The organism is Rhizobium sp. AN68 (genome assembly GCF_030758035.1).
Taxonomy (GTDB): Bacteria; Pseudomonadota; Alphaproteobacteria; order Rhizobiales; family Rhizobiaceae; genus Agrobacterium; species Agrobacterium tumefaciens.
The window spans coordinates 1,477,703-1,496,022 of the sequence record NZ_JARWMI010000003.1 but is presented as its reverse complement, the minus strand read 5'-3'; the positions used below and the strand labels follow the sequence as shown (position 1 = coordinate 1,496,022).

The 18,320-nt window shown below is 58.4% G+C and carries 14 protein-coding genes, 1 tRNA gene and 2 pseudogenes; 12 read left to right on the top strand and 5 right to left on the bottom strand.

What is annotated here, in order from left to right; genetic code table 11:
• Positions 1 to 35: 35 nt before the first annotated feature.
• A complete protein-coding gene (locus RBH71_RS20355; protein ID WP_003515455.1) occupies positions 36 to 368 on the bottom strand; it encodes a hypothetical protein in 333 nt (110 codons plus the stop codon).
• 441 nt (positions 369 to 809) lie between these two features.
• On the opposite strand from RBH71_RS20355, the gene RBH71_RS20350 reads away from it, so the two are divergent.
• Positions 810 to 1,256: a hypothetical protein gene (locus tag RBH71_RS20350; RefSeq protein ID WP_323687470.1), complete on the top strand. Its 447-nt coding sequence runs from the start codon at positions 810 to 812 to the stop codon at positions 1,254 to 1,256.
• A 134-nt stretch (positions 1,257 to 1,390) separates the two neighbouring features.
• Here RBH71_RS20350 and RBH71_RS20345 read toward each other — a convergent pair.
• Together RBH71_RS20345 and RBH71_RS20340 are read right to left on the bottom strand one after the other, a co-directional pair.
• Positions 1,391 to 1,466, bottom strand: a tRNA-Lys gene (locus RBH71_RS20345).
• A gap of 155 nt (positions 1,467 to 1,621) precedes the next feature.
• Entirely contained in the window at positions 1,622 to 1,876 is a 255-nt protein-coding gene (locus RBH71_RS20340) for a GlsB/YeaQ/YmgE family stress response membrane protein (protein ID WP_323687469.1), read from the bottom strand.
• Positions 1,877 to 1,999: 123 nt separating this feature from the next.
• Between RBH71_RS20340 and RBH71_RS20335 the strand changes: the two are divergent.
• The 5 genes and pseudogenes from RBH71_RS20335 (at position 2,000) to RBH71_RS20315 (ending at position 10,332) form a co-directional block, all read left to right on the top strand.
• Positions 2,000 to 4,670: pseudogene (locus RBH71_RS20335) on the top strand (mechanosensitive ion channel family protein).
• Between the two features lie 255 nt (positions 4,671 to 4,925).
• Positions 4,926 to 6,233, top strand: coding sequence for a hypothetical protein (locus RBH71_RS20330; RefSeq protein WP_323687468.1), 1,308 nt, complete (start codon positions 4,926 to 4,928; stop codon positions 6,231 to 6,233).
• A complete protein-coding gene (locus RBH71_RS20325; protein ID WP_035252119.1) occupies positions 6,230 to 6,553 on the top strand; it encodes a hypothetical protein in 324 nt (107 codons plus the stop codon). The genes RBH71_RS20330 and RBH71_RS20325 overlap by 4 nt, the downstream gene beginning before the upstream one ends.
• 269 nt (positions 6,554 to 6,822) lie before the next feature.
• Entirely contained in the window at positions 6,823 to 9,336 is a 2,514-nt protein-coding gene (locus RBH71_RS20320) for a GcvT family protein (protein WP_003515448.1), read from the top strand.
• Positions 9,337 to 9,498: 162 nt separating this feature from the next.
• Positions 9,499 to 10,332 carry a response regulator gene (locus RBH71_RS20315; RefSeq protein WP_003515447.1) on the top strand — a complete coding sequence of 278 codons (834 nt, stop codon included), beginning with the start codon at positions 9,499 to 9,501 and terminating at the stop codon, positions 10,330 to 10,332.
• Between the two features lie 31 nt (positions 10,333 to 10,363).
• Here the strand turns inward: RBH71_RS20315 and RBH71_RS20310 are convergent, their stop codons facing one another.
• Complete coding sequence (locus RBH71_RS20310) at positions 10,364 to 11,920, bottom strand: phospholipase D family protein (protein ID WP_003515446.1); 1,557 nt, start codon at positions 11,918 to 11,920, stop codon at positions 10,364 to 10,366.
• A gap of 166 nt (positions 11,921 to 12,086) precedes the next feature.
• Here RBH71_RS20310 and RBH71_RS20305 point away from each other — a divergent pair.
• The 3 genes and pseudogenes from RBH71_RS20305 (at position 12,087) to RBH71_RS20295 (ending at position 13,411) form a co-directional block, all read left to right on the top strand.
• Positions 12,087 to 12,400 (top strand): annotated as a pseudogene (locus RBH71_RS20305) (ArsR/SmtB family transcription factor).
• The gene (locus RBH71_RS20300) at positions 12,397 to 12,756 is read left to right on the top strand and encodes an SRPBCC family protein (RefSeq protein ID WP_003515438.1); all 360 of its coding nucleotides are present in this window, start codon (positions 12,397 to 12,399) and stop codon (positions 12,754 to 12,756) included. The pseudogene RBH71_RS20305 and the gene RBH71_RS20300 overlap by 4 nt, the downstream one beginning before the upstream one ends.
• A gap of 43 nt (positions 12,757 to 12,799) precedes the next feature.
• The gene (locus RBH71_RS20295) at positions 12,800 to 13,411 is read left to right on the top strand and encodes an ATP-dependent Clp protease proteolytic subunit (protein ID WP_035252117.1); all 612 of its coding nucleotides are present in this window, start codon (positions 12,800 to 12,802) and stop codon (positions 13,409 to 13,411) included.
• Positions 13,412 to 13,454: 43 nt separating this feature from the next.
• Here the strand turns inward: RBH71_RS20295 and parE are convergent, their stop codons facing one another.
• Positions 13,455 to 15,575: a DNA topoisomerase IV subunit B gene (gene parE, locus RBH71_RS20290; protein ID WP_013636223.1), complete on the bottom strand. Its 2,121-nt coding sequence runs from the start codon at positions 15,573 to 15,575 to the stop codon at positions 13,455 to 13,457.
• A gap of 209 nt (positions 15,576 to 15,784) precedes the next feature.
• Here parE and RBH71_RS20285 point away from each other — a divergent pair, with 209 nt between their 5' ends.
• The 3 genes from RBH71_RS20285 to secG all read left to right on the top strand — a co-directional run bounded on the left by RBH71_RS20285 (position 15,785) and on the right by secG (position 18,225).
• Positions 15,785 to 16,666, top strand: a complete 882-nt coding sequence (locus RBH71_RS20285) for a dienelactone hydrolase family protein (protein WP_003515433.1) — start codon at positions 15,785 to 15,787, stop codon at positions 16,664 to 16,666.
• 214 nt (positions 16,667 to 16,880) lie between these two features.
• Positions 16,881 to 17,651 (top strand): triose-phosphate isomerase, encoded by a 771-nt coding sequence (tpiA, locus tag RBH71_RS20280; RefSeq protein WP_003515430.1) that lies wholly within the window; start codon positions 16,881 to 16,883, stop codon positions 17,649 to 17,651.
• A 115-nt stretch (positions 17,652 to 17,766) separates the two neighbouring features.
• Positions 17,767 to 18,225: a preprotein translocase subunit SecG gene (gene secG / locus RBH71_RS20275; protein WP_003515429.1), complete on the top strand. Its 459-nt coding sequence runs from the start codon at positions 17,767 to 17,769 to the stop codon at positions 18,223 to 18,225.
• The last annotated feature ends 95 nt before the right edge of the window (positions 18,226 to 18,320 follow it).

Genomic DNA, 18,320 nt, shown 5'->3' with positions numbered 1-18,320 from the left:
CGCCATGATCGGGCAGGGCCGTTATTGCCGGATTATTACTCGGTGATGGTATATTCGCCGAGTTCGCACAGGTTCTGCGTATCCTCGAGGTCTTCCAGCTCATCGCCCTGGAATTCGAAACGCATGTCGTATTTGCACACGCGGCGGCCATCGGCGATGGTGATCTCCATCGTTTCGCCCGGACCAAGCGCCTTCTTTCCGAACACGTCGTCTTCCCAGTCATCGACGCCGACCGGCGAGGTGTAGAAGGCATTGAGAACGGAGTTCGTTCCGTTCTTCAGCGAAAAGACGAGGTCGTCCGCCTGCGCTGCACCCGCAACCGTCAACGTAGCCCCGAAAAATACCGCCGTTACCCATTTTGATGTCATGATATCCCCCTTTTGCGCCATCGTTCTGGCTGGGCAATGCATACAACCAAACCAGTGGCTTGCAATGCAAACTGCGGGTTTTGGTTAAATTGCGAAGGGTTCGTTATGGGTAACTTTTCGAGATATCCAGTCTATTTTAAATATTACAAATACATATAAATAAATATTTCGAATTTTTGCCTTTATTTGTAATTTTATTTCTATGAAACAAATATATTATTCTTATATTTCGAAAATGTTTTTTTATTTTCAATTCTTTTTTCATTTATTTTGATTTTTATTTTGATGTATTTATGATTTTTCTGTGTGTATCGTGGACTTTATTATTTTGTATATATCGATTGCTGAATCAGCGAAGAGTTTTTACTAACAAAAATATTCTTTCAAAAAATGACGTTAATTGGTGGATGGGCCAGGCTGATCGCTTTCCGACAGAGGATAATGGATTTGATCAAGCGTTCGTTTTTATTCTTCTGCGGCCTCAAGCTGCCGGGTATCGTGGCACTGGCCACCCTGTACGCGGGTTTTCTGACGCAGGCTTTGGGCCAGTCGCGGGTCTGCAACGATCCTGCTCCGGTCAGCAACCTCAAAGAAATGTTCGATGCGATTTACGCATGCTGGGTGCCGCCGGAAGACACGGAGGGGCTTGTCGTGACGCTTCAGTTCATTCTGCATAAGGATGGGCAGATAAGGGGCAAGGTGGTCGTCACAGCCGCGCGCCCGCAGGAAGACAGTCCAAGACGGCAAGCCTTTATCGATCCCGCCATCGACGCGGTGAAGCGGGCAGCGCCTGTTCCTTTCACCGAGGAATTCGCAAGCCGTATTGCCGGGCGGCCCTTGGGGCCACGTTTTATCGGGACAAAAATCATACCCGAAACGAAGTTGTAGGTTTTCTTGGGAGCTAGGTCCGCTGTCGCGGCCGCATGTTTTGGGGCGCCGAATGCGAACTGTTTTTTCAGTCCCCGGCGCCGAAGGCGATGCTTTAACTTAGCACCGCAACGTCTTGTCATTTTTGAAGAATTTGGTGGGTGATGTAGGGCTCGAACCTACGACCCGCTGATTAAGAGTCAGCTGCTCTACCAACTGAGCTAATCACCCGACCGACACCGTGTGGCGGTGTGAGGGGGGCTATAAAGGGGAAGTTTCGGCTTGTCCAGCGCGGAAATGAAATTTCTTCGATTTTTGTGACGAAAAAATTTCAGTCGCGCTGGAAAAGGCTGGAAATCCGGGATTTTACGGATTTTTGTCTTTTGCTATCCTCGCCGGAAGGCTCTGCCGATAACGATGAGGATGCAGGCGCCGATGAAGCCGGCGATGAGATAACCGATCCATCCGGTCAAAACGATTCCGAATACCGAGAGAATGGCGTTGGCGACGATGGCGCCGACGATTCCAAGTAGGATGTTCATGAAAACACCCATATTGCTTTTCATGAATTGTTCGGCGAGCCACCCGGCGACACCACCGATGATGATAGCTGCGATCCAGCCAATACCAGCAGATCCCATGATTTCCTCCCATGATTGCTGCACTATTGAAGGTGATGATTCTCCGGGTGAAAAGCAAGGTAAACTCCCGAAAACCTCGCTTTTTGCGGGTGGTTTTCCGCGCAGCAGGCGATAAATAGCCTGATGCTGGGTGAAGATATGAAAGGCATGGATGTGCGGTTGATGTTTGGCGGAATGATTGACGGTAGGCGGATGTTTGGCGGGCCTTTATCCGGCCGGCGGCGAAAGGCCGCCCTGGCTGCAATAATGATCGCGGTATTCACCCTCCTTGGCAGCTTTCTGTCGTCCGCAACCTTGGCGTCGGCACAGGATTCGCCAGCGGCCGCACCAGTCGCTATCCAGGCTTCCATCGTCGAGCAGGCACGCACGGATCTGGAAAAATGGAAGGCCGATATTTCGGCAATCGCCAAACAGGTTGAGGCGGGCGGCAGCGATGACGTGCAACTGGTGGACCTGAAGGGACGCGCCGATACCATTGCAGCCGATGCTGCCGCCGCCAACACCAAGTTGCGGACCCGCCTGGACCAGATCAAGACGCGTCTCGACGCGCTTGGCGCTGCTCCGGCGGAAGGACAGCCACCCGAAGCGAGCATGGTGACGGAGGAGCGCTCCCGGCTGACGGCGGAGCGTGCCGAGGTAAATGCCATTGCCGGCGAGGTGGAGAGCACTGCCACCAACGCCGCGCAGATTTCCAACAACATTACGGCGGTTCGGCGGGCGCTTTTTGCCGCGACCCTGTTCAAGCGCACCGAAGTCTCTTCCCAGACGCTGGGCGACGCCTCTTCCGCCTTCGTGAGCGAGCTGACCAATCTCAACAACGCCTTCAGCAGTTGGGCGGGTTTCGTCTGGAACTACAAACGCCTGCCGATGTTCGGGGCGGTGATGCTGTCGATCATGGCGGCGCTGCTGTTTCTGGTGGGCGGTTATCGCTTTTTCGGCAGCCGCATGGAAAGGCGGGCCTTTTCCGGCGAGCCTTCCTATCTGCGGCGGCTTTCGGTGGCCTTCTGGTCAACCATGGTGCAGTCGCTGTCGCTTTTCCTGTTTCTGGTAACCTCGGCGTTTTTCCTCGATAATTTCAACGTGCTTCGTTCCGATATCGCGCCGATCCTGTTCGGGGCCATGGCAGTTACGGGCTTCGTCTATTTCGTATCGCGGCTGAGCTACGCTATCTTTGCGCCGACGCAGCCGGAATGGCGTCTGTTGCAGGTTTCCAATCGCGGAGCGCACACGCTGTCCTCGGCCGTGCTTTTGATGGCGCTCGTCAACGGTCTCGATTATCTGTTCGGCACGATCAGCGAGACGCTCTATTCGCCGCTGATCGTCACCGTTGCCAAGAGCTTCATTGCCTCCATCATCATTGGCATCATCCTGCTCACCGTGTCGTTCCTGCGCCCGGTGATCGGTGAGGGGCAGGACTACGAGACCGGCAACCAGCGCCTGCCGCGCTGGCTGGTCATTCTGCTCAGGGTCGGCGGGCTTGTTCTCATCGGTGCCTGCCTGACGGGTTATGTGGGGCTGGCGCGGTTCCTTGCGACGCAGATCGTCGCCACCGGTGCGGTGCTCGCAACAATGTATATCGGCATTCTTTCCGGCAAGGCGATTTCGCGACAGGGCGCCTTTTCCGAATCCCTGGCCGGTCGTTATCTCGGGCGGCGCTACGGTCTCGGCCCGGTTGCGCTGGATCAGGCCGGTCTTGCGGCGGGGCTCGGCATCTATGTCATCGCACTCGCCTTCGGCGTGCCGCTCATCCTGTTTTCCTGGGGGTTCCAGCCGGGCGATATCGAAAGCTGGGCCTATCGTCTGCTGACCGGCATCACCGTCGGCAATGCCTCCATCTCGCTGATCGGCCTGTTCGGCGGCGTCCTTGTCTTTGCCATCGGCTACATCATCACACGCTGGTTCCAGAAGTGGCTGGACAACAACGTCATGGCGCGCGGGCAGGTGGATGCGGGCGTGCGCAACTCGGTCAAGACCGGCATCGGTTATCTCGGCATCGCGGTTGCGGCCATTTTCGGCGTCTCTTCCGCCGGTCTTAACCTCTCCAGCCTGGCGCTGGTGGCGTCTGCCCTTTCGGTCGGTATCGGTTTCGGCCTCCAGAACATCGTTTCGAACTTCGTCTCCGGCCTCATCCTGCTGGTCGAGCGTCCCTTCAAGGTGGGTGACTGGGGTGGTGACAGGCACGACTGAAGGCACCGTCAAACGGCTTTCGGTGCGCGCGACCGAGATTGAAACCTTCCGCGGCCAGTCGATCATCGTACCGAACTCGGAATTCATCAATTCCTCGGTCGGCAACTGGACACACCGCAACCGTATTATGCGTGCGGAAATTCCGGTCTCCGTTGCCTATGAATCCGATCCGCAGCAGGTGATGGATATTCTGCTGGAACTGGTGCGCACCCAGCCGCCCGTACTGCGCAACCCCGAACCGCACGTGGAATTCCTCCGTTTCGGCGACTTCTCGCTGGATTTCGAATTGCGTTTCCACCTCGCCGATCTTTCGAATGGGCTTGGCGTGAAAAACGCGCTGAGGATCGCGATCCTGAAACGCTTCCGCGAAGAGGGGATCGCCATCCCGTTCCCGCAGCGTAACCTCAACATCCACGTGGAAGGCGATGCAAATCCGCAAATGCTGGCGGCGCTGCTTTCGGAAGAGGGTGACAAGGCGGTGGCGGCGCATACGGGCGCGGCGGCGCCTGCCGCGGCAACTGCACCGGAAAAGGACGCGGGCAAGGCGGGTGACAAAACCGTGGTGGAGCCGAAGGCGACGTTGAAGGCGGCCGGCAAGGACAGTTAATCTGCGGCTACCGCGGCTGCGGCGACGCAGCCGATACGGGCGTTGACGGGCGCGGGGAGTTATCCTCGCGCCCTATTTGCATTGTGGCGGATGAGACGCCAAACACAGGAAAGATCTTATTGGGAGGGAAACCGGATTTTGTCGGTCGTCTTCATGAAATACAGTGAAAATTCCCTCGATGACTGTATTGTTTTTTAAACTTTAAGTTGATATGCTGGGTTATATTTAGTTCATTTCTTTCCTGTCGGGGTTCACATGCCGGATCCAGTCGATGAGAATGCCCAGCCTGCCCAGCCTGCCCAGCCTGCCCAGCCTGCCCAGCCTGCCCAGCCTGCCCAGCCTGCCCAGCCTGCCCAGCCTGCCCAGCCTCCGGGCGAAGTTCCCGCGAAAACGTCTTTGCGGGAAAAATTGAGGAGTGCGTGGAGGTGGGTGACACTCCATGCCGCCCGAGTATCCTTACTGGCGACAGGTGTCGTTATCGGTTCTGCCGGTCTGTTTTTCCTGATGGGCGAAACCGATGTGACGGATGATTACCTGCCGAAACGCTGGAATGAATCCATCCGCAGACTGGGCATCGAGCCGGTCTATCCTCCACAGGAGGATATTTATGTCGGAGACATCATCGCCGAGGTCGTGGATTCGGGCCACAAGTTCAAGTCTTTGCCGACCGACCTCGAAAGCGAAGCCTTCATCGGTCGCTACGTCAAGATCACCCAGATACCTAATTTGCGGGGATATCTCGGGGTCAAGTCTGAGGCGCCTTATTTCGGCGACAGCACCTGGTCGGAGGATAAAAAGTCTCTGTCGATTGCTCAACCGCGTACGGAGGTTGCTGTGGATGGGACGACGTCTGGCCTGCTGGTGAAGGACGCGCTGTTTCCCATCGTCAGGATAGAACGCAAGGAAGGAATGGCAGGACTTTTACGCCATATCGCCTTTGGCGGCGCACGGGCGGATATCGAGGAAATCGAGCTTCAGAATGTGCAGACCTATGCGATCAATCCCTTCCATGCACAAAATGCGCTGATGCGGTTTTGCAATGATGACGACACCAAGGTCTATTGCGCCGACGACTATCTTCGCGAAAAACTCTCGTACATTCTCAGCCGCAATATTCTGAGAACCGCGGAGACAGAGGACTGTGGTTCGCGCTATATTTACGACATTCGCTTGCTGGTCGTGCGTCAGGCGTTTCTGACACGCGGGGTAAAGGTCACTAACGGCCGGGCACGCTCGGGTTTCATCGATGCGAGGGGAAACAAAGGTGACGTCCAGAAGACTGTGGATGGTGCGGACGTTGCCGCGACCACAGGCCCGCAGGGCCAGCAGCCGGCGGCCGAAAACATGGCCGGCAATGACAACACCATTCGCAGCACGAACAGTTCCGGCCTCTTTTCCGATAGCCAGTTTGCGAGGCCGCTCGTCATAGGCTTCAACAGCGTTTCCATCGGTATGCGCAACAGCACGCCCGCATGGCTGGACGCCGCGGCAAAAGCTGCCGCTGGCAAGGACGTAAAAGACCGCGCCAAGATTTGTGCATCTTCGCAGGAGGTTGCGAAATGAGATTGGCTATTTTTCTCTTCGGTATGTTTTTTCCGTTTCTGGCAAATGCGCAGGATGTGGTTCGCCCGTCTGCGAGTGGAGATATTGCGCAATTCAACGATGATTGCATTTATCGCATTCCACCTTGCAGCAAGGATGATGGTGGCGGCGTTTTTCCGCCGCCACCACCTCCGCCCGGTGGCGGCGGCGGGATACACAATCTGCCAGGCGGTCCTGTCCTCAAGAACTCGATTATCGTTCCCGGCAATGACGTTATAAAGGGGTTAAACTTGGACGGCCCGGATGTGCGGGGAATGCAATTGCAGCTTCAGACCAGATAGACGGTTTATCCGGCGGTTCAGGCTCCAATCCGTCTTGGCTGACACTTGATCTGTTCCGGTTGGTATTTTCCCATATGTGCACCACCGTCGTCTTCAAAAGGCGACGGTGGTTTGAAACCCGCCTCCAGCGACGGCATTTTCTCCCCTGTCGCAGCACCCTATGGCCATGTCGCAATCAGGCGGCTGAACGGCCGCCGGGCGCTTCATATTCCATCCCATCGATTTGGCAGCACGACAGGCAATGCCGGCGCTTTTTAGGGGTTCTGTAAATGAAGACACATGCACGGGCGGTGGTGATCGGTGGCGGCGTCGTCGGCGTTTCGACGCTTTATCATCTTGCCAAGAAGGGCTGGAGCGACAGCGTCCTTATCGAGCGCAAGGAACTGACCTCCGGTTCCACCTGGCACGCAGCCGGTCTTTTGCCGCTGTTCAACATGAGCTACTCGGTCGGCCAGATCCACAAGTATTCCGTGAAGTTCTACGAGGAGCTTCAGGAAGAGACCGGCATGAATGTCGGTTTCTCCAAGGTCTCGAACATTCGTCTCGCCCGCACCAAGGATCGCTGGGACGAATATATGTATTATGCCGGCATTGCCGAGACCATCGGTGTGCGGGTCAACATGCTGACGCCGGAGCAGGTGAAAGAAATCTGGCCGCTTTGCGAGACGGACGGCCTGCTGGGCGCCATCCAGCACCCCGATGATGGATATATCCAGCCCGCCGACCTGACGCAGGCGCTGGCGAAGGGCGCGCGAGACCGTGGCGCCACCATCTATCGCAACACCACCGTCACCGCCATCGAGCAGCTGGAAGACGGTCACTGGAAGGTGACGACGGATAAGGGCGAGATCATCGCCGAACATATCATTTCCTGCACCGGCTCCTTTGCCCGCAAGACCGGCGAGATGGTCGGCATCAATATTCCGGTCATCCCGGTTGAGCACCAATATATCGTCACCGAGCCGCACCCGGCCATTCTGGAGCGCCGCCGTCAGGGTCTGCCGGAAATGGGCGTTCTGCGTGAATCGGATTCGGCCTGGTACATGCGCGAGGAGGCCGGCGGTCTGATCCTCGGCCCTTACGAAGTCGGCGCTCCGGTCTGTTATGTCGACGGTCCCTCTGACGATAGCGAATATGAGCTGTTCCAGGAGGAACTCGACCGCCTTATGCCGCATATCGAAACGGCGATGGTGCGCGTTCCGGCTTTCGGTGAAGTCGGTATCAAGAAGGTCTATAACGGCGCTATCGCCTATACGCCTGATGGCAACCCGATCGTCGGTCCGGCACCGGGCCTGAAGAATTTCTGGCTGAATGAAGGCCACTCGTTCGGCATCACCGCTGCCGGTGGTGCTGGCTGGCAGCTTGCCGAATGGATCGTCGATGGTGAGCCGACACTCGATCTGATGGGTGTCGATCCGCGCCGCTTCGGCCCTCACGCTACGGAAGGTTACCTCATTGCCAAGAATGAGGAAGCCTATGCCAACGTCTTCACCATGCATTACCCTGATGAAGAACGTTCCGCTGCCCGTCCGCTGAAGACGACGCCGGTTTACGACCGTCTGAAGAAGCTTGGCGGCGTGTTCGGTTCCGTTTACGGCTGGGAACGTGCCAACTGGTATGCGCCGGAAGGTTATGCGCTGCGCGAAGAGGACCTCGGCGTCGGTGCGGATGTCATCACCAGCCACAACTATGCGCCGCCACTGGATGATGGCCGTATCGTTGAGAAGTGGTCGTTCCGCCGCTCGAACTATTTCGAACATGTCGGCAACGAGGTGAAGAACGTCACCCAGAATGTCGGCGTGCTTGACATGTCGGCCTTCGCCAAGATGGAAGTCTCCGGTCCAGGCGCGCGCGCCTGGCTGGACAGCATTCTCGCCAATATCGTGCCGAAGAAGCGCGGCCGTATTGCGCTGACGCACCTTCTGACGCCGAATGGCGGCGTGAAGGTGGAGTTCACCGTCTATGAATGGGCACCGGGCCGGTTCTATCTGGTGTCCGCCGGTGGTCTTGAGGCGCACGATCATGACGTGCTCCAGCGGCTTGCGCCCACCGACGGTTCCGTCGTGCTGCAGCCCATCACCCAGAAATACGGCGTGCTGGTGCTTGCCGGTCCGAAGTCGCGCGATCTCCTGAAGAAGCTGACCCGTACCAGCCTCGAGAACAAGGATTTCCCGTGGCTGACGGCGAAGCAGATCTCCGTGGGTGTGGCGACGGCGCATGCGCTGCGCGTCAACTTCGTCGGTGAACTGGGCTGGGAGTTGCACCATCCTATCGAAATGCAGAACTACATCTTCGACCGGCTGATGGAAGCGGGCGCCGAATTTGGCATCAAGCCATTCGGTATTCGTGCGATGGTGTCGATGTCGCTTGAAAAGTCGTATCGCAACATGGGCCGCGAGCTTTCGGTCGAATATAACGCCTATGAATCCGGTCTCGACCGTTTCCTGCGTCCGGAGAAAAACTTCATCGGCCGCGACGCGCTGGTGGCATACAAGGAAGCCGGCTTGAAATCGGTATTCTCGACGCTGACCGTTTCGGGCAATACGGATGTCGATGCCCGTGGTTCTGAAGCTATCTTCGATGCAGATGGCGCACTTGCCGGCCGTGTGACGAGCGGCGGCTTTGGCTGGCGTATCGGAAAATCGATTGCGCTTGCCATGCTGAAACCCGAATATGCCACGATTGGCACAAAGCTGAAAATCCGCATTCTTGGCACGCTTTATGACGCCGAGGTGGTGGAAGAAAGCCCCTTCGATACGGAAAACGCGCTGCTGCGCGCCTGAGGGATTTTCCTGGAAGCATTCGAAACACGGCCCTCCCTCGGGGGCCGTGTTTTCTTTTGGGTAAGCATGTATGCCGACTATTTTCGGGCAAAAGTGTTATTAATCATTCTGAAAAATACGCCTGCTAATTTCCCGTGAAAGACGACGGGGGACTGGGACAAAATGAATTTTCTGGGCATCACGGGCATGCAATATTCGGGTGTGCCATTTACCAATTGCCGCATTTTGCTTGCGGAAGATACCAATGTGTTCACCCAGATGGTGAGCATGCGCCTGAAAGAATTGCTGGGCGTTTCCGTGGAGGTGTGCCGCAACTTCGAGGAGTTGCAGGCGTGCTACGAACACTCGGCCGAACCCGTGACGCTTGCGATTTCCAACATCAATCTTCCGGGGGCGGAAAATGGCGAGGCGCTGGAATATCTGATCGATCTTTCGATCCCGACCATCGTTTTCACCAGCACGTTCCATGAGGCGACCCGCGAAACGCTGATCGCCAAGAATGTGGTCGACTACATTCTGAAAGACAATATCTTTGCCGTGGACATGCTGACGGAATCCATCTGTCGGTTCCTCACCAACCACCGCCACCATGTGCTGATCGTGGATGACAGCCCAACGGCGCGGGCGCTGCTTTCCAGCCGCCTCAAGCGTTATAATTTCCGCGTCAGCCTTGCCGATAGCGGTGCGAAGGCGCTCGAAATCCTGAAGGCCAATCCCGATATCGGGCTGGTGGTGACCGACTACAATATGCCCGATATTGACGGTTTCGAACTGACACGGCGCATCCGCACCGTGCGCGGCTCGCACGAGTTGCGCATCATCGGCGTTTCCTCGTCCACCAACCGGCTTTTGTCGGCGCGGTTCCTGAAGGCGGGTGGCAACGATTTCATGCTTCGGCCCTTCATCGACGAGGAATTTTATTGCCGCGTCAACCAGAACCTCGACACGCTGGTGCAGATACAGCTGGCCAAGGCTGGCGTGAGACCGGCGGCCTGACCGGACTTTTCGTTATCAAAGCCGCGATAAGTCAAAGCTGAGACTCGAGCGGCAGGAAACGCATGATGCCCGCGACGATCCGGCGGCTGATGGCAGCGTCCGGTTCACGCCTGTATGTCTTCGGCTGGCCGTGTTCTTCGGTCATCCAGACGATGCGATTGCCGTTGTCTATATCCAGCTCGAAGCTCATTGAGCGGCGGATCTCTTCGCTGAATATCTCGTCCATGCGCGCAACCAGCGGGGCTGAGGTGAAAACGACGCCCATTTCCGTGTTGAGAGACGCGGAGCGTGGATCGAAATTGAGCGAGCCGATATAGCCGGTCTTGCCGTCGCGGGAGAAAGCCTTGGTGTGGAGGCTCGCCTGTCCTGAACCGCGAAGCGTAAAGCTTGGCTGGTCCGCCTGTGCCCGCAGTTCATGCAGTCGCACCCCGCCCAGCAGAAGCGGCTTTCGATACCGTGCGTAACCGGCGTGAACGGCGGCAACATCTGTTGCAGCCAGCGAGTTGGTGAGGATGGCAACCGAGACGCCGCGCTCGGCAAGGTTTGCGAAAATGTCCAAGCCCTGTTTGCCGGGAATGAAATAAGGGGAGGTGATGTGCAGGCTGTCATTTGCCGCCTGCATCAGCGGCAGCAGGCTCTCCATCAGGAAGTTGTGGCCGTTGCGGCGTTTTCCCGCTGCTTTTTCCGGCGGGTCGGCAAGCACGTCGGCTTCATCGACCCAGTGCAGGCGGTCCGACATCAGGAAATGTCCGCTGCCATATTGGTTTTCGACGCGCTCGAGATAGGGTTTGGCAGCCTCGCTTTTCGGTAGCGCAGCAAGCTCGCGCCGTAACCTGGCAAGCTTGCTCGGCCTGCGCGCCAGAAGCGAGCGCACGGGAACGGAAACGGCGCTGTTCCAGTAGTCGTCGAAGATTTCGGTGGCATCCGCAACGATCCTGCCGAAACCGAGAATGTCGAAATCGTGGAAATTGGCCCGTTCGGCGGCATCGAAATAGGCGTCGCCAATATTACGGCCGCCAACGATCGCGGCGCGTCCGTCGGCAATCCACGCCTTGTTGTGCATGCGCCGGTTGACGCTTCGGAACCGGAGGACCAGTTCCAGGCTTCGATACAGGATGTTTTCCCGCGCCCTGGTTGGGTTGAACAGCCGCAGCTCGATATTGGGATGGCTGTCGATGGCGTGGAAGATGCGGTCGGACATCGAGACGCCGAGATCGTCCAGAAGCAGCCTCACGCGCACGCCGCGATCTGCCGCGGCAATGACCTCGCGCATCATCAGCCGACCGGTCAGGTCGGCATTCCACATGTAATACATCAGATCAAGGCTGCGCCCAGCCGCCCGCGCGGCCGCCATACGCACCGCAAAGGCATCCAGATTGGAATGCAGCAGGCAGAGCGCGTTTTTCTCGTTCCAGCCGTTCCTTATTGACTGCCAGTGGCGGTCGAGCCCGGTCGCATCCTCGGCAACGGGTAGGGCAGTTGAGGGGCGTTTGGGAATGGCCTTTTCCCGCTGCTTGCTGATGACAACAAACAGGGCTGGTCCGACGACCAGCAGCACCATGGCGATAAAGACCGTAAATGCAGTCACTTGTTTTGATCACTCCCGGCCTGAAGATTATCAGGCCGGGTGAAAACGCGCGAGCACATAAAGCGTTCACGGCAGAAGAGGGTGCGGCAGCGAAAAAGCCTGCCTTGCGAAGCGAATGCAGGAGGCGGGACTTGTGAATCACATAAGTCTATGCTTATCTGTTGTCATGACAGAGAATGATATTTTCCGGGCGCTGGCCGATCCGACACGCCGCGCTATTTTCGAAAAGCTCGCGGATGGTGCCCAGAACGCTTCCGCCTTGCGTGAGGGTTTCGATATCAGCCAGCCGGCCATGTCGCAGCATCTTGCCGTGCTGCGGGGGCGGGGCTGGTCGTCGAACGGCGGCAGGGTCGTTTCGTCAATTACGAGGTCGATCCGGATGGGCTGACACGGATTGCGACATGGCTTGGCAAATACCGCGCCTACTGGCCGCAGCGCGTAGAAGCACTGAAGCTCTTGCTGAAGGATATGGATCAATGAACAGGGAACTGCCCGCAGCACCGAAACCCGGTATCGAGCTGGAATATGATCTCGATGAGCCGCCGCAAAAAGTCTGGCGTGCGATCAGCATTCCGGCCTTCCGTGAACACTGGTTGCCGAAGGAGGCTTTGGCTGAACCCGAGGCGATCAGGATCACCCCGGGGAAGGAGGTCTGTTACAGGATGCGGGATGACGTTCCGCCATTTCTGGAAAGCACCGTCACCTTCAGGATTGCACCCAACGCGAGCGGCGGCACCAGCCTGCGGGTCATTCATGAGTTGCCCATCACCGGTTCCGGTCGGATGACAAAGGCCGCCGCAAACCACAACCGTTCGCCCATCAAGCTCGCCGCCTGATCCACCACATTTCCTTACATTTTCAAACGACAGGAGTTCGCCGATGCGCGAAGCGATGCAACTCGTCCCTATGGTAGTTGAACAATCCGCTAGGGGAGAAAGGTCCTTCGACATCTATTCCCGGCTGTTGCGGGAAAGGATCATCTTTCTCAACGGTGAGGTCAACGACGCTGTTTCCGCACTTGTCTGCGCGCAACTGCTGTTTCTGGAGGCGGAAAACCCGAAGAAGCCGATCCATCTCTACATCAATTCTCCAGGCGGCGTCGTGACCAGCGGTCTCGCAATGTATGACACCATGCGCTACATCCGCGCGCCGGTTCATACTCTGTGCATGGGGACCGCCCGTTCGATGGGATCGTTCCTGCTTATGGCGGGCAAACCGGGCGCGCGGGCGGCATTGCCCAACGCCAGCATCCTCATTCACCAGCCGTCCGGCGGGTTTCAGGGGCAGGCGTCGGATATGCTCATCCATGCTGAAGAAATCAGGCAGACAAAGCACCGAATGACGCGGCTTTATGCCGAGCATTGCAAACGCAGCTATGACGAGTTTGAAGCGGCAATGGATCGCGACCGTTTCATGACGGTGGAAGAGGCACTGGAGTGGGGTTTGATCGACCGCGTTCTGGACGTTCGCGAAGATGTGGCGGCGGCATGACTCAAATCGTCCCGGTTGGCGCATGGCTGGCCGGGACGGTTGATCAGATATCCAGATTATCCGCGAAGGCAGCGCGTTCCTGAATGAAGCGGAAGCGGGCATCCGCCTTGGTGCCCATCAGATTGTCGACCGCCTCGCGGGTGCCTTCGAAATCCACGTCGTCGATCTCGACGCGCAGCAGGGTGCGCTTTTCGGGATCCATGGTGGTTTCCTTCAGCTGTGCCGCCATCATTTCACCAAGGCCTTTGAAGCGGCCGATTTCGACCTTCTTGCCTTTGAAGACGGTTTCCATCAATTCGGCGCGGTGGGCGTCGTCACGGGCATAGGCGCTCTTGGCACCCTGACGGATGACGTAGAGCGGCGGCACCGCGAGATAGAGGTGGTTGCCACGAATGAGTTCCGGCATTTCCTGATAGAAGAAGGTGATGAGCAGCGAGGCGATATGGGCGCCATCGACGTCGGCATCCGTCATGATGATGATGCGTTCGTAACGCAGATCCTCTTCGCGGTACTTGGTGCGCGTGCCGCAGCCCAGCGCCTGGATGAGATCGGCGATCTGCTGGTTGGCGGAGAGTTTTTCACGGCTGGCGCTGCCGACGTTGAGGATCTTGCCGCGCAGCGGCAGGATGGCCTGATTGGCGCGGTTGCGCGCCTGCTTGGCCGAGCCGCCAGCCGAGTCACCCTCGACGATGAAAAGCTCGGCATTCTCAGCCGTGTTCTGCGAGCAGTCCGCCAGCTTACCGGGCAGGCGCAGCTTGCGCACCGCCGTCTTGCGGTTGACTTCCTTTTCCTTGCGGCGGCGCAGGCGTTCTTCGGCGCGCTCGATCACCCAGTCCAGCAGCTTCGCCGCTTCGCCCGGATTGCCGGTGAGATAATGGTCGAAGGGATCGCGCAGCGCGTTTTCGACGATGCGCTGGGCCTCGACGGTCGCGAGCTTGTCCTTGGTCTGGCCGACGAATTCCGGCTCGCGGATGAAGACGGAGAGCATGCCCGCTGCCGAGATCATCACGTCATCGGTGGTGATTTCCCTAGCGCGCTTGTTCTGGGTCAGCTCCGCATAGTTCTTCAGGCCCTTGGTGAGCGCGATGCGGAAACCGGCCTCATGCGTACCGCCTTCAGGCGTCGGGATGGTATTGCAATAGGAATGGATCTGCGTGTCGCCGCCATACCAGGTCACAGCCCATTCCAGCGCGCCGTGGCCACCGGTCTTTTCGGTGCGGCCGGAGAAAATCTCGCGGGTGACGGTGAATTCCTTGCCGAGCGTGGCGGCCAGGTAGTCCTTTAGACCACCGGGGAAATGGAACACGGCCTTTTCGGGGATTTCGCCACCGGCGGGCACCATGCCGGGATCGCAGCTCCAGCGGATTTCGACGCCGCCGAAGAGATAGGCCTTGGAGCGGGCCATGCGGAAAATGCGCGCCGGTTCGAATTTTGCGTGATCGCCGAAGATCTGCGGGTCCGGATGGAAACGCACGCGGGTGCCACGACGGTTGTGCACGTCACCCAGTTCTTCGAGACCGCCGATGGGCGCGCCGCGCGAAAAGCGCTGGCGGTAAAGCTTGCGGTTACGGGCGACTTCCACTTCCAGAAGATCGGACAGCGCATTGACCACGGAAACGCCGACGCCGTGCAGGCCGCCGGAGGTCTCATAGGCCTTGCCATCGAACTTGCCGCCGGCATGCAGCTTGGTCATGATGACTTCGAGCGTCGACTTGCCCGGAACCTGCGGATGGTTTTCCACCGGAATGCCGCGTCCGTTATCGGTGACGGTCAGGAAACCCTCGGTATCGAGATGGACCTCGATGAAATTGGCGTGGCCTGCGACGGCCTCGTCCATGGAGTTGTCGATGACTTCGGCAAAGAGGTGGTGCAGCGCCTTCTCGTCGGTGCCGCCAATATACATGCCGGGCCGCATGCGCACCGGTTCCAGCCCCTCGAGCACGCGGATCGACGAGGCACCGTAGTCGTCACCGGAAGGAGACACGGGCGCTGGGGGTGGGGGCGTCGTGACGGCCGCAACGGCTGCTGGTTTCGGCTGCACGTTCACGTTCGCGGCTGCGGACACCGGGGCCTTCACGGGTTTTGCCGTGTCCTCGTTCTTTTCCGTTTCGCTGTTTGGTGCCACCGGAAGACCGGAGAAGAGATCGTTGCTATCGTCCATCATGTCCAAGGTTCAAAAAAGCGTGTCGTCAGAATTTCGCCAAGCGAATCAGTATGCCAATAGGGGCGAGTATAGCGCCAAACGTGCAGGGCGTGTGGCCTAACGCGGCGCACCCTATGCCACGACTATGTCAGGGTTTCGCAACAGGAGGATTGCGCTGCCGCCCTGGCAATGGCAAGTCTCGCAGCCACGAATGAACGGTTAACCAAGTCATGTCCACAGCTCATTTCACGTTTTGTACTCTTTTCTGCCTGACTGTTGCGGCGATGCCGGGCGGTGCCGGGGCGGCGGACGGGCCGCTGCGGCCGTTCAAGGACGAGCTGTTTTCCAGCCAGACAGTGCTTTCCACGGCCGATGGCGGCGCATCTGAGGTGATCGATTATCAGGAGATGCGCGATATCAACGGCCGCGACGAGGTACCGGAACGCCGGGTGAAGCGGCAATATGTGGATATGGCGCCCAAGACAGCGCAGGCGATGGAATCCGTGGCGGTTGAGGGCAGGGCGCTTGAGGTGGGCCGCGTCGGGCCATCATCCGGGCAGGCCTTCACCGTGATCTTCATTCACGGGCGCGGCGGCGACCGGCGGCTTGGCATGAACGACTATACGTTCGGCGGCAATTTCAACCGGCTGAAAAATCTGGCTGTCGCCAATGGCGGCACCTATTATGTGCCGAGCGTACGATCCTTCGATGCCAATGGCGTTGCCGACGTTTCCGCGCTGATCGCCTATGCTGCCAGCAAATCCGGCGGCAAGCCGGTGGTGTTGGCCTGCGCCTCCATGGGCAGCTTCATCTGCTACGGCATCAGCCGCGACAAGGCGACGGTCGGCAATCTCAAGGGCATGGCGATCCTCGGCGGCGCGGTCGACCCCGATTTTCCGAAGAGCGCCTTTGCGAAAGCCAAAAAGCCGGTGTGGTTCACCCATGGCAGCGCCGACAAGGTCTATTCCGCCGACAGCCAGGCGACCATCTTCCGCACCTTGCTGAAGGCGGGAGAGCCGGCGCGCTTCACGCTTTTTGAGACAGGCACGCATGGAACGCCGGTGCGCATGACCGACTGGCGGGCGGTTTTGAACTGGATTTTGAGCCGATGAGGTCCAGTTTTGGTTCGACAGGCGCGAATTTCGGCAAATTGACCGACGTTTTGAAGCTTATGACTGCTTTTTTGTACCAATTGTCATCAGCTGCGTTTAAGGAAATATTCCGGGATTTCCGGCAGGGTTTCTGTCGCGATTAGGGGCCGCCTGGCGGCTGAGGTAAGGGGTGTTCGCGCAAGCGGCTCTCCGAGACAAAGGGAATGGGATACGCATGACGCCGAATGTTCGACCGCTTGTAGCCGGAAACTGGAAGATGAACGGCACCCGTTCGTCGCTCGATCAGATCAAGGCCATGGCAGAGGGCGTCAAGGGCGCGCTTTCCGAAAAGGTGGATGCGCTGATCTGCCCGCCATCGACGCTTCTTTATGTGGCAACCGCGCTCTGCGACGACAGCCCGCTGATGATTGGCGGACAGGATTGCCACCAGAATGTTTCCGGCGCGCATACGGGTGACATTTCCGCCGAGATGATTGCCGATTGCTTCGGCACCCATGTCATCGTCGGCCACTCCGAGCGTCGCACCGACCATGCCGAGACGGATCATCTGGTCCGTGCCAAGGCCGTTGCCGCCCATCAGGCCGATCTTATCGCCATCGTCTGCATTGGCGAGACGGCGGACGAGCGCAAGGCGGGCCAGACGCTCGATATCCTCAAGCGCCAGCTCGCCGGATCGCTTCCGGACGAGGCAACCGCCGAAAACACCGTCATCGCTTATGAGCCGGTCTGGGCGATCGGCACGGGTCTGACGCCGACCACGCAGGATGTGCGCGAGGCTCATGCCTTCATGCGCGACGAGCTGGTCAAGCGCTTTGGTGATGAAGGCAAGACCATGCGGATTCTCTACGGCGGCTCGGTGAAGCCTGCCAATGCGCTGGAACTGATGGGTGTCGAGAATGTCGACGGCGCACTGATCGGCGGCGCGAGCTTGAAAGCCTCCGACTTCCTTTCCATCTATGCGGCATACGAGCAACTGACGGCTTGAGACACGCTTTCCTGCCACAGTGGCGGGAAAGGGGCTTGGAATAAGCCTTCGCCTCATGTAAAGAGCCGCGAAACCTTCTTTGTAGTGCTCCGCGCGGGGCATGGAATGGATTGTCATGCAGACCGTTTTGATTGTTATTCACCTCATGATCGTGCTGGCACTTGTCGGCGTGGTTCTGATCCAGCGTTCCGAAGGCGGCGGCCTCGGCATCGGCGGCGGTTCGGGCTTCATGTCCGCGCGCGGAACGGCCAATGCGCTGACCCGCACGACGGGTATCCTTGCCGCGCTGTTCTTCGTGACGTCGCTCGGACTTGGTCTTCTGACCCGGTACGAATCGCGCCCGACGGATATTCTGAACCGTATTCCGGCCACGCAGGGTCAGGGCAACGGCATTCTCGACACGCTCGGCCCGGCACAGACGCCGGCAACGCCGGCTCCGGCTGAGAATGGCGTTCCGACCAACAGCGGCGCTGCAGCACCTGCGCAGACCGCGCCTGCGCCGGCCACTGCTGGTGAAGCCGCTCCGGCACCGGCCAAGCCCGCCGATCCGAACGCAGTTCCGACCGGTCAATAAGCCCGGTTATGATTTAACGCTCCGGCAGGCCAAAAGCCTGCCGGTTTTCTTTTGTTCGCATTTCGCCACATCCCATTGCCAATTCGTCAACAGCG

Bases quoted from the DNA above. Each gene is read 5' to 3' on its own strand.
- RBH71_RS20340 (WP_323687469.1), bottom strand. From the start codon at position 1,876: ATGGGATCTGCTGGTATTGGCTGGATCGCAGCTATCATCATCGGTGGT.
- RBH71_RS20295 (WP_035252117.1), top strand. From the start codon at position 12,800: ATGCGCGAAGCGATGCAACTCGTCCCTATGGTAGTTGAACAATCCGCT.
- parE (WP_013636223.1), bottom strand. From the start codon at position 15,575: ATGATGGACGATAGCAACGATCTCTTCTCCGGTCTTCCGGTGGCACCA.
- RBH71_RS20325 (WP_035252119.1), top strand. From the start codon at position 6,230: ATGAGATTGGCTATTTTTCTCTTCGGTATGTTTTTTCCGTTTCTGGCA.
- RBH71_RS20300 (WP_003515438.1), top strand. From the start codon at position 12,397: ATGAACAGGGAACTGCCCGCAGCACCGAAACCCGGTATCGAGCTGGAA.
- RBH71_RS20285 (WP_003515433.1), top strand. From the start codon at position 15,785: ATGTCCACAGCTCATTTCACGTTTTGTACTCTTTTCTGCCTGACTGTT.
- RBH71_RS20350 (WP_323687470.1), top strand. From the start codon at position 810: ATGGATTTGATCAAGCGTTCGTTTTTATTCTTCTGCGGCCTCAAGCTG.
- RBH71_RS20355 (WP_003515455.1), bottom strand. From the start codon at position 368: ATGACATCAAAATGGGTAACGGCGGTATTTTTCGGGGCTACGTTGACG.
- RBH71_RS20315 (WP_003515447.1), top strand. From the start codon at position 9,499: ATGAATTTTCTGGGCATCACGGGCATGCAATATTCGGGTGTGCCATTT.
- tpiA (WP_003515430.1), top strand. From the start codon at position 16,881: ATGACGCCGAATGTTCGACCGCTTGTAGCCGGAAACTGGAAGATGAAC.
- RBH71_RS20330 (WP_323687468.1), top strand. From the start codon at position 4,926: ATGCCGGATCCAGTCGATGAGAATGCCCAGCCTGCCCAGCCTGCCCAG.
- RBH71_RS20320 (WP_003515448.1), top strand. From the start codon at position 6,823: ATGAAGACACATGCACGGGCGGTGGTGATCGGTGGCGGCGTCGTCGGC.
- secG (WP_003515429.1), top strand. From the start codon at position 17,767: ATGCAGACCGTTTTGATTGTTATTCACCTCATGATCGTGCTGGCACTT.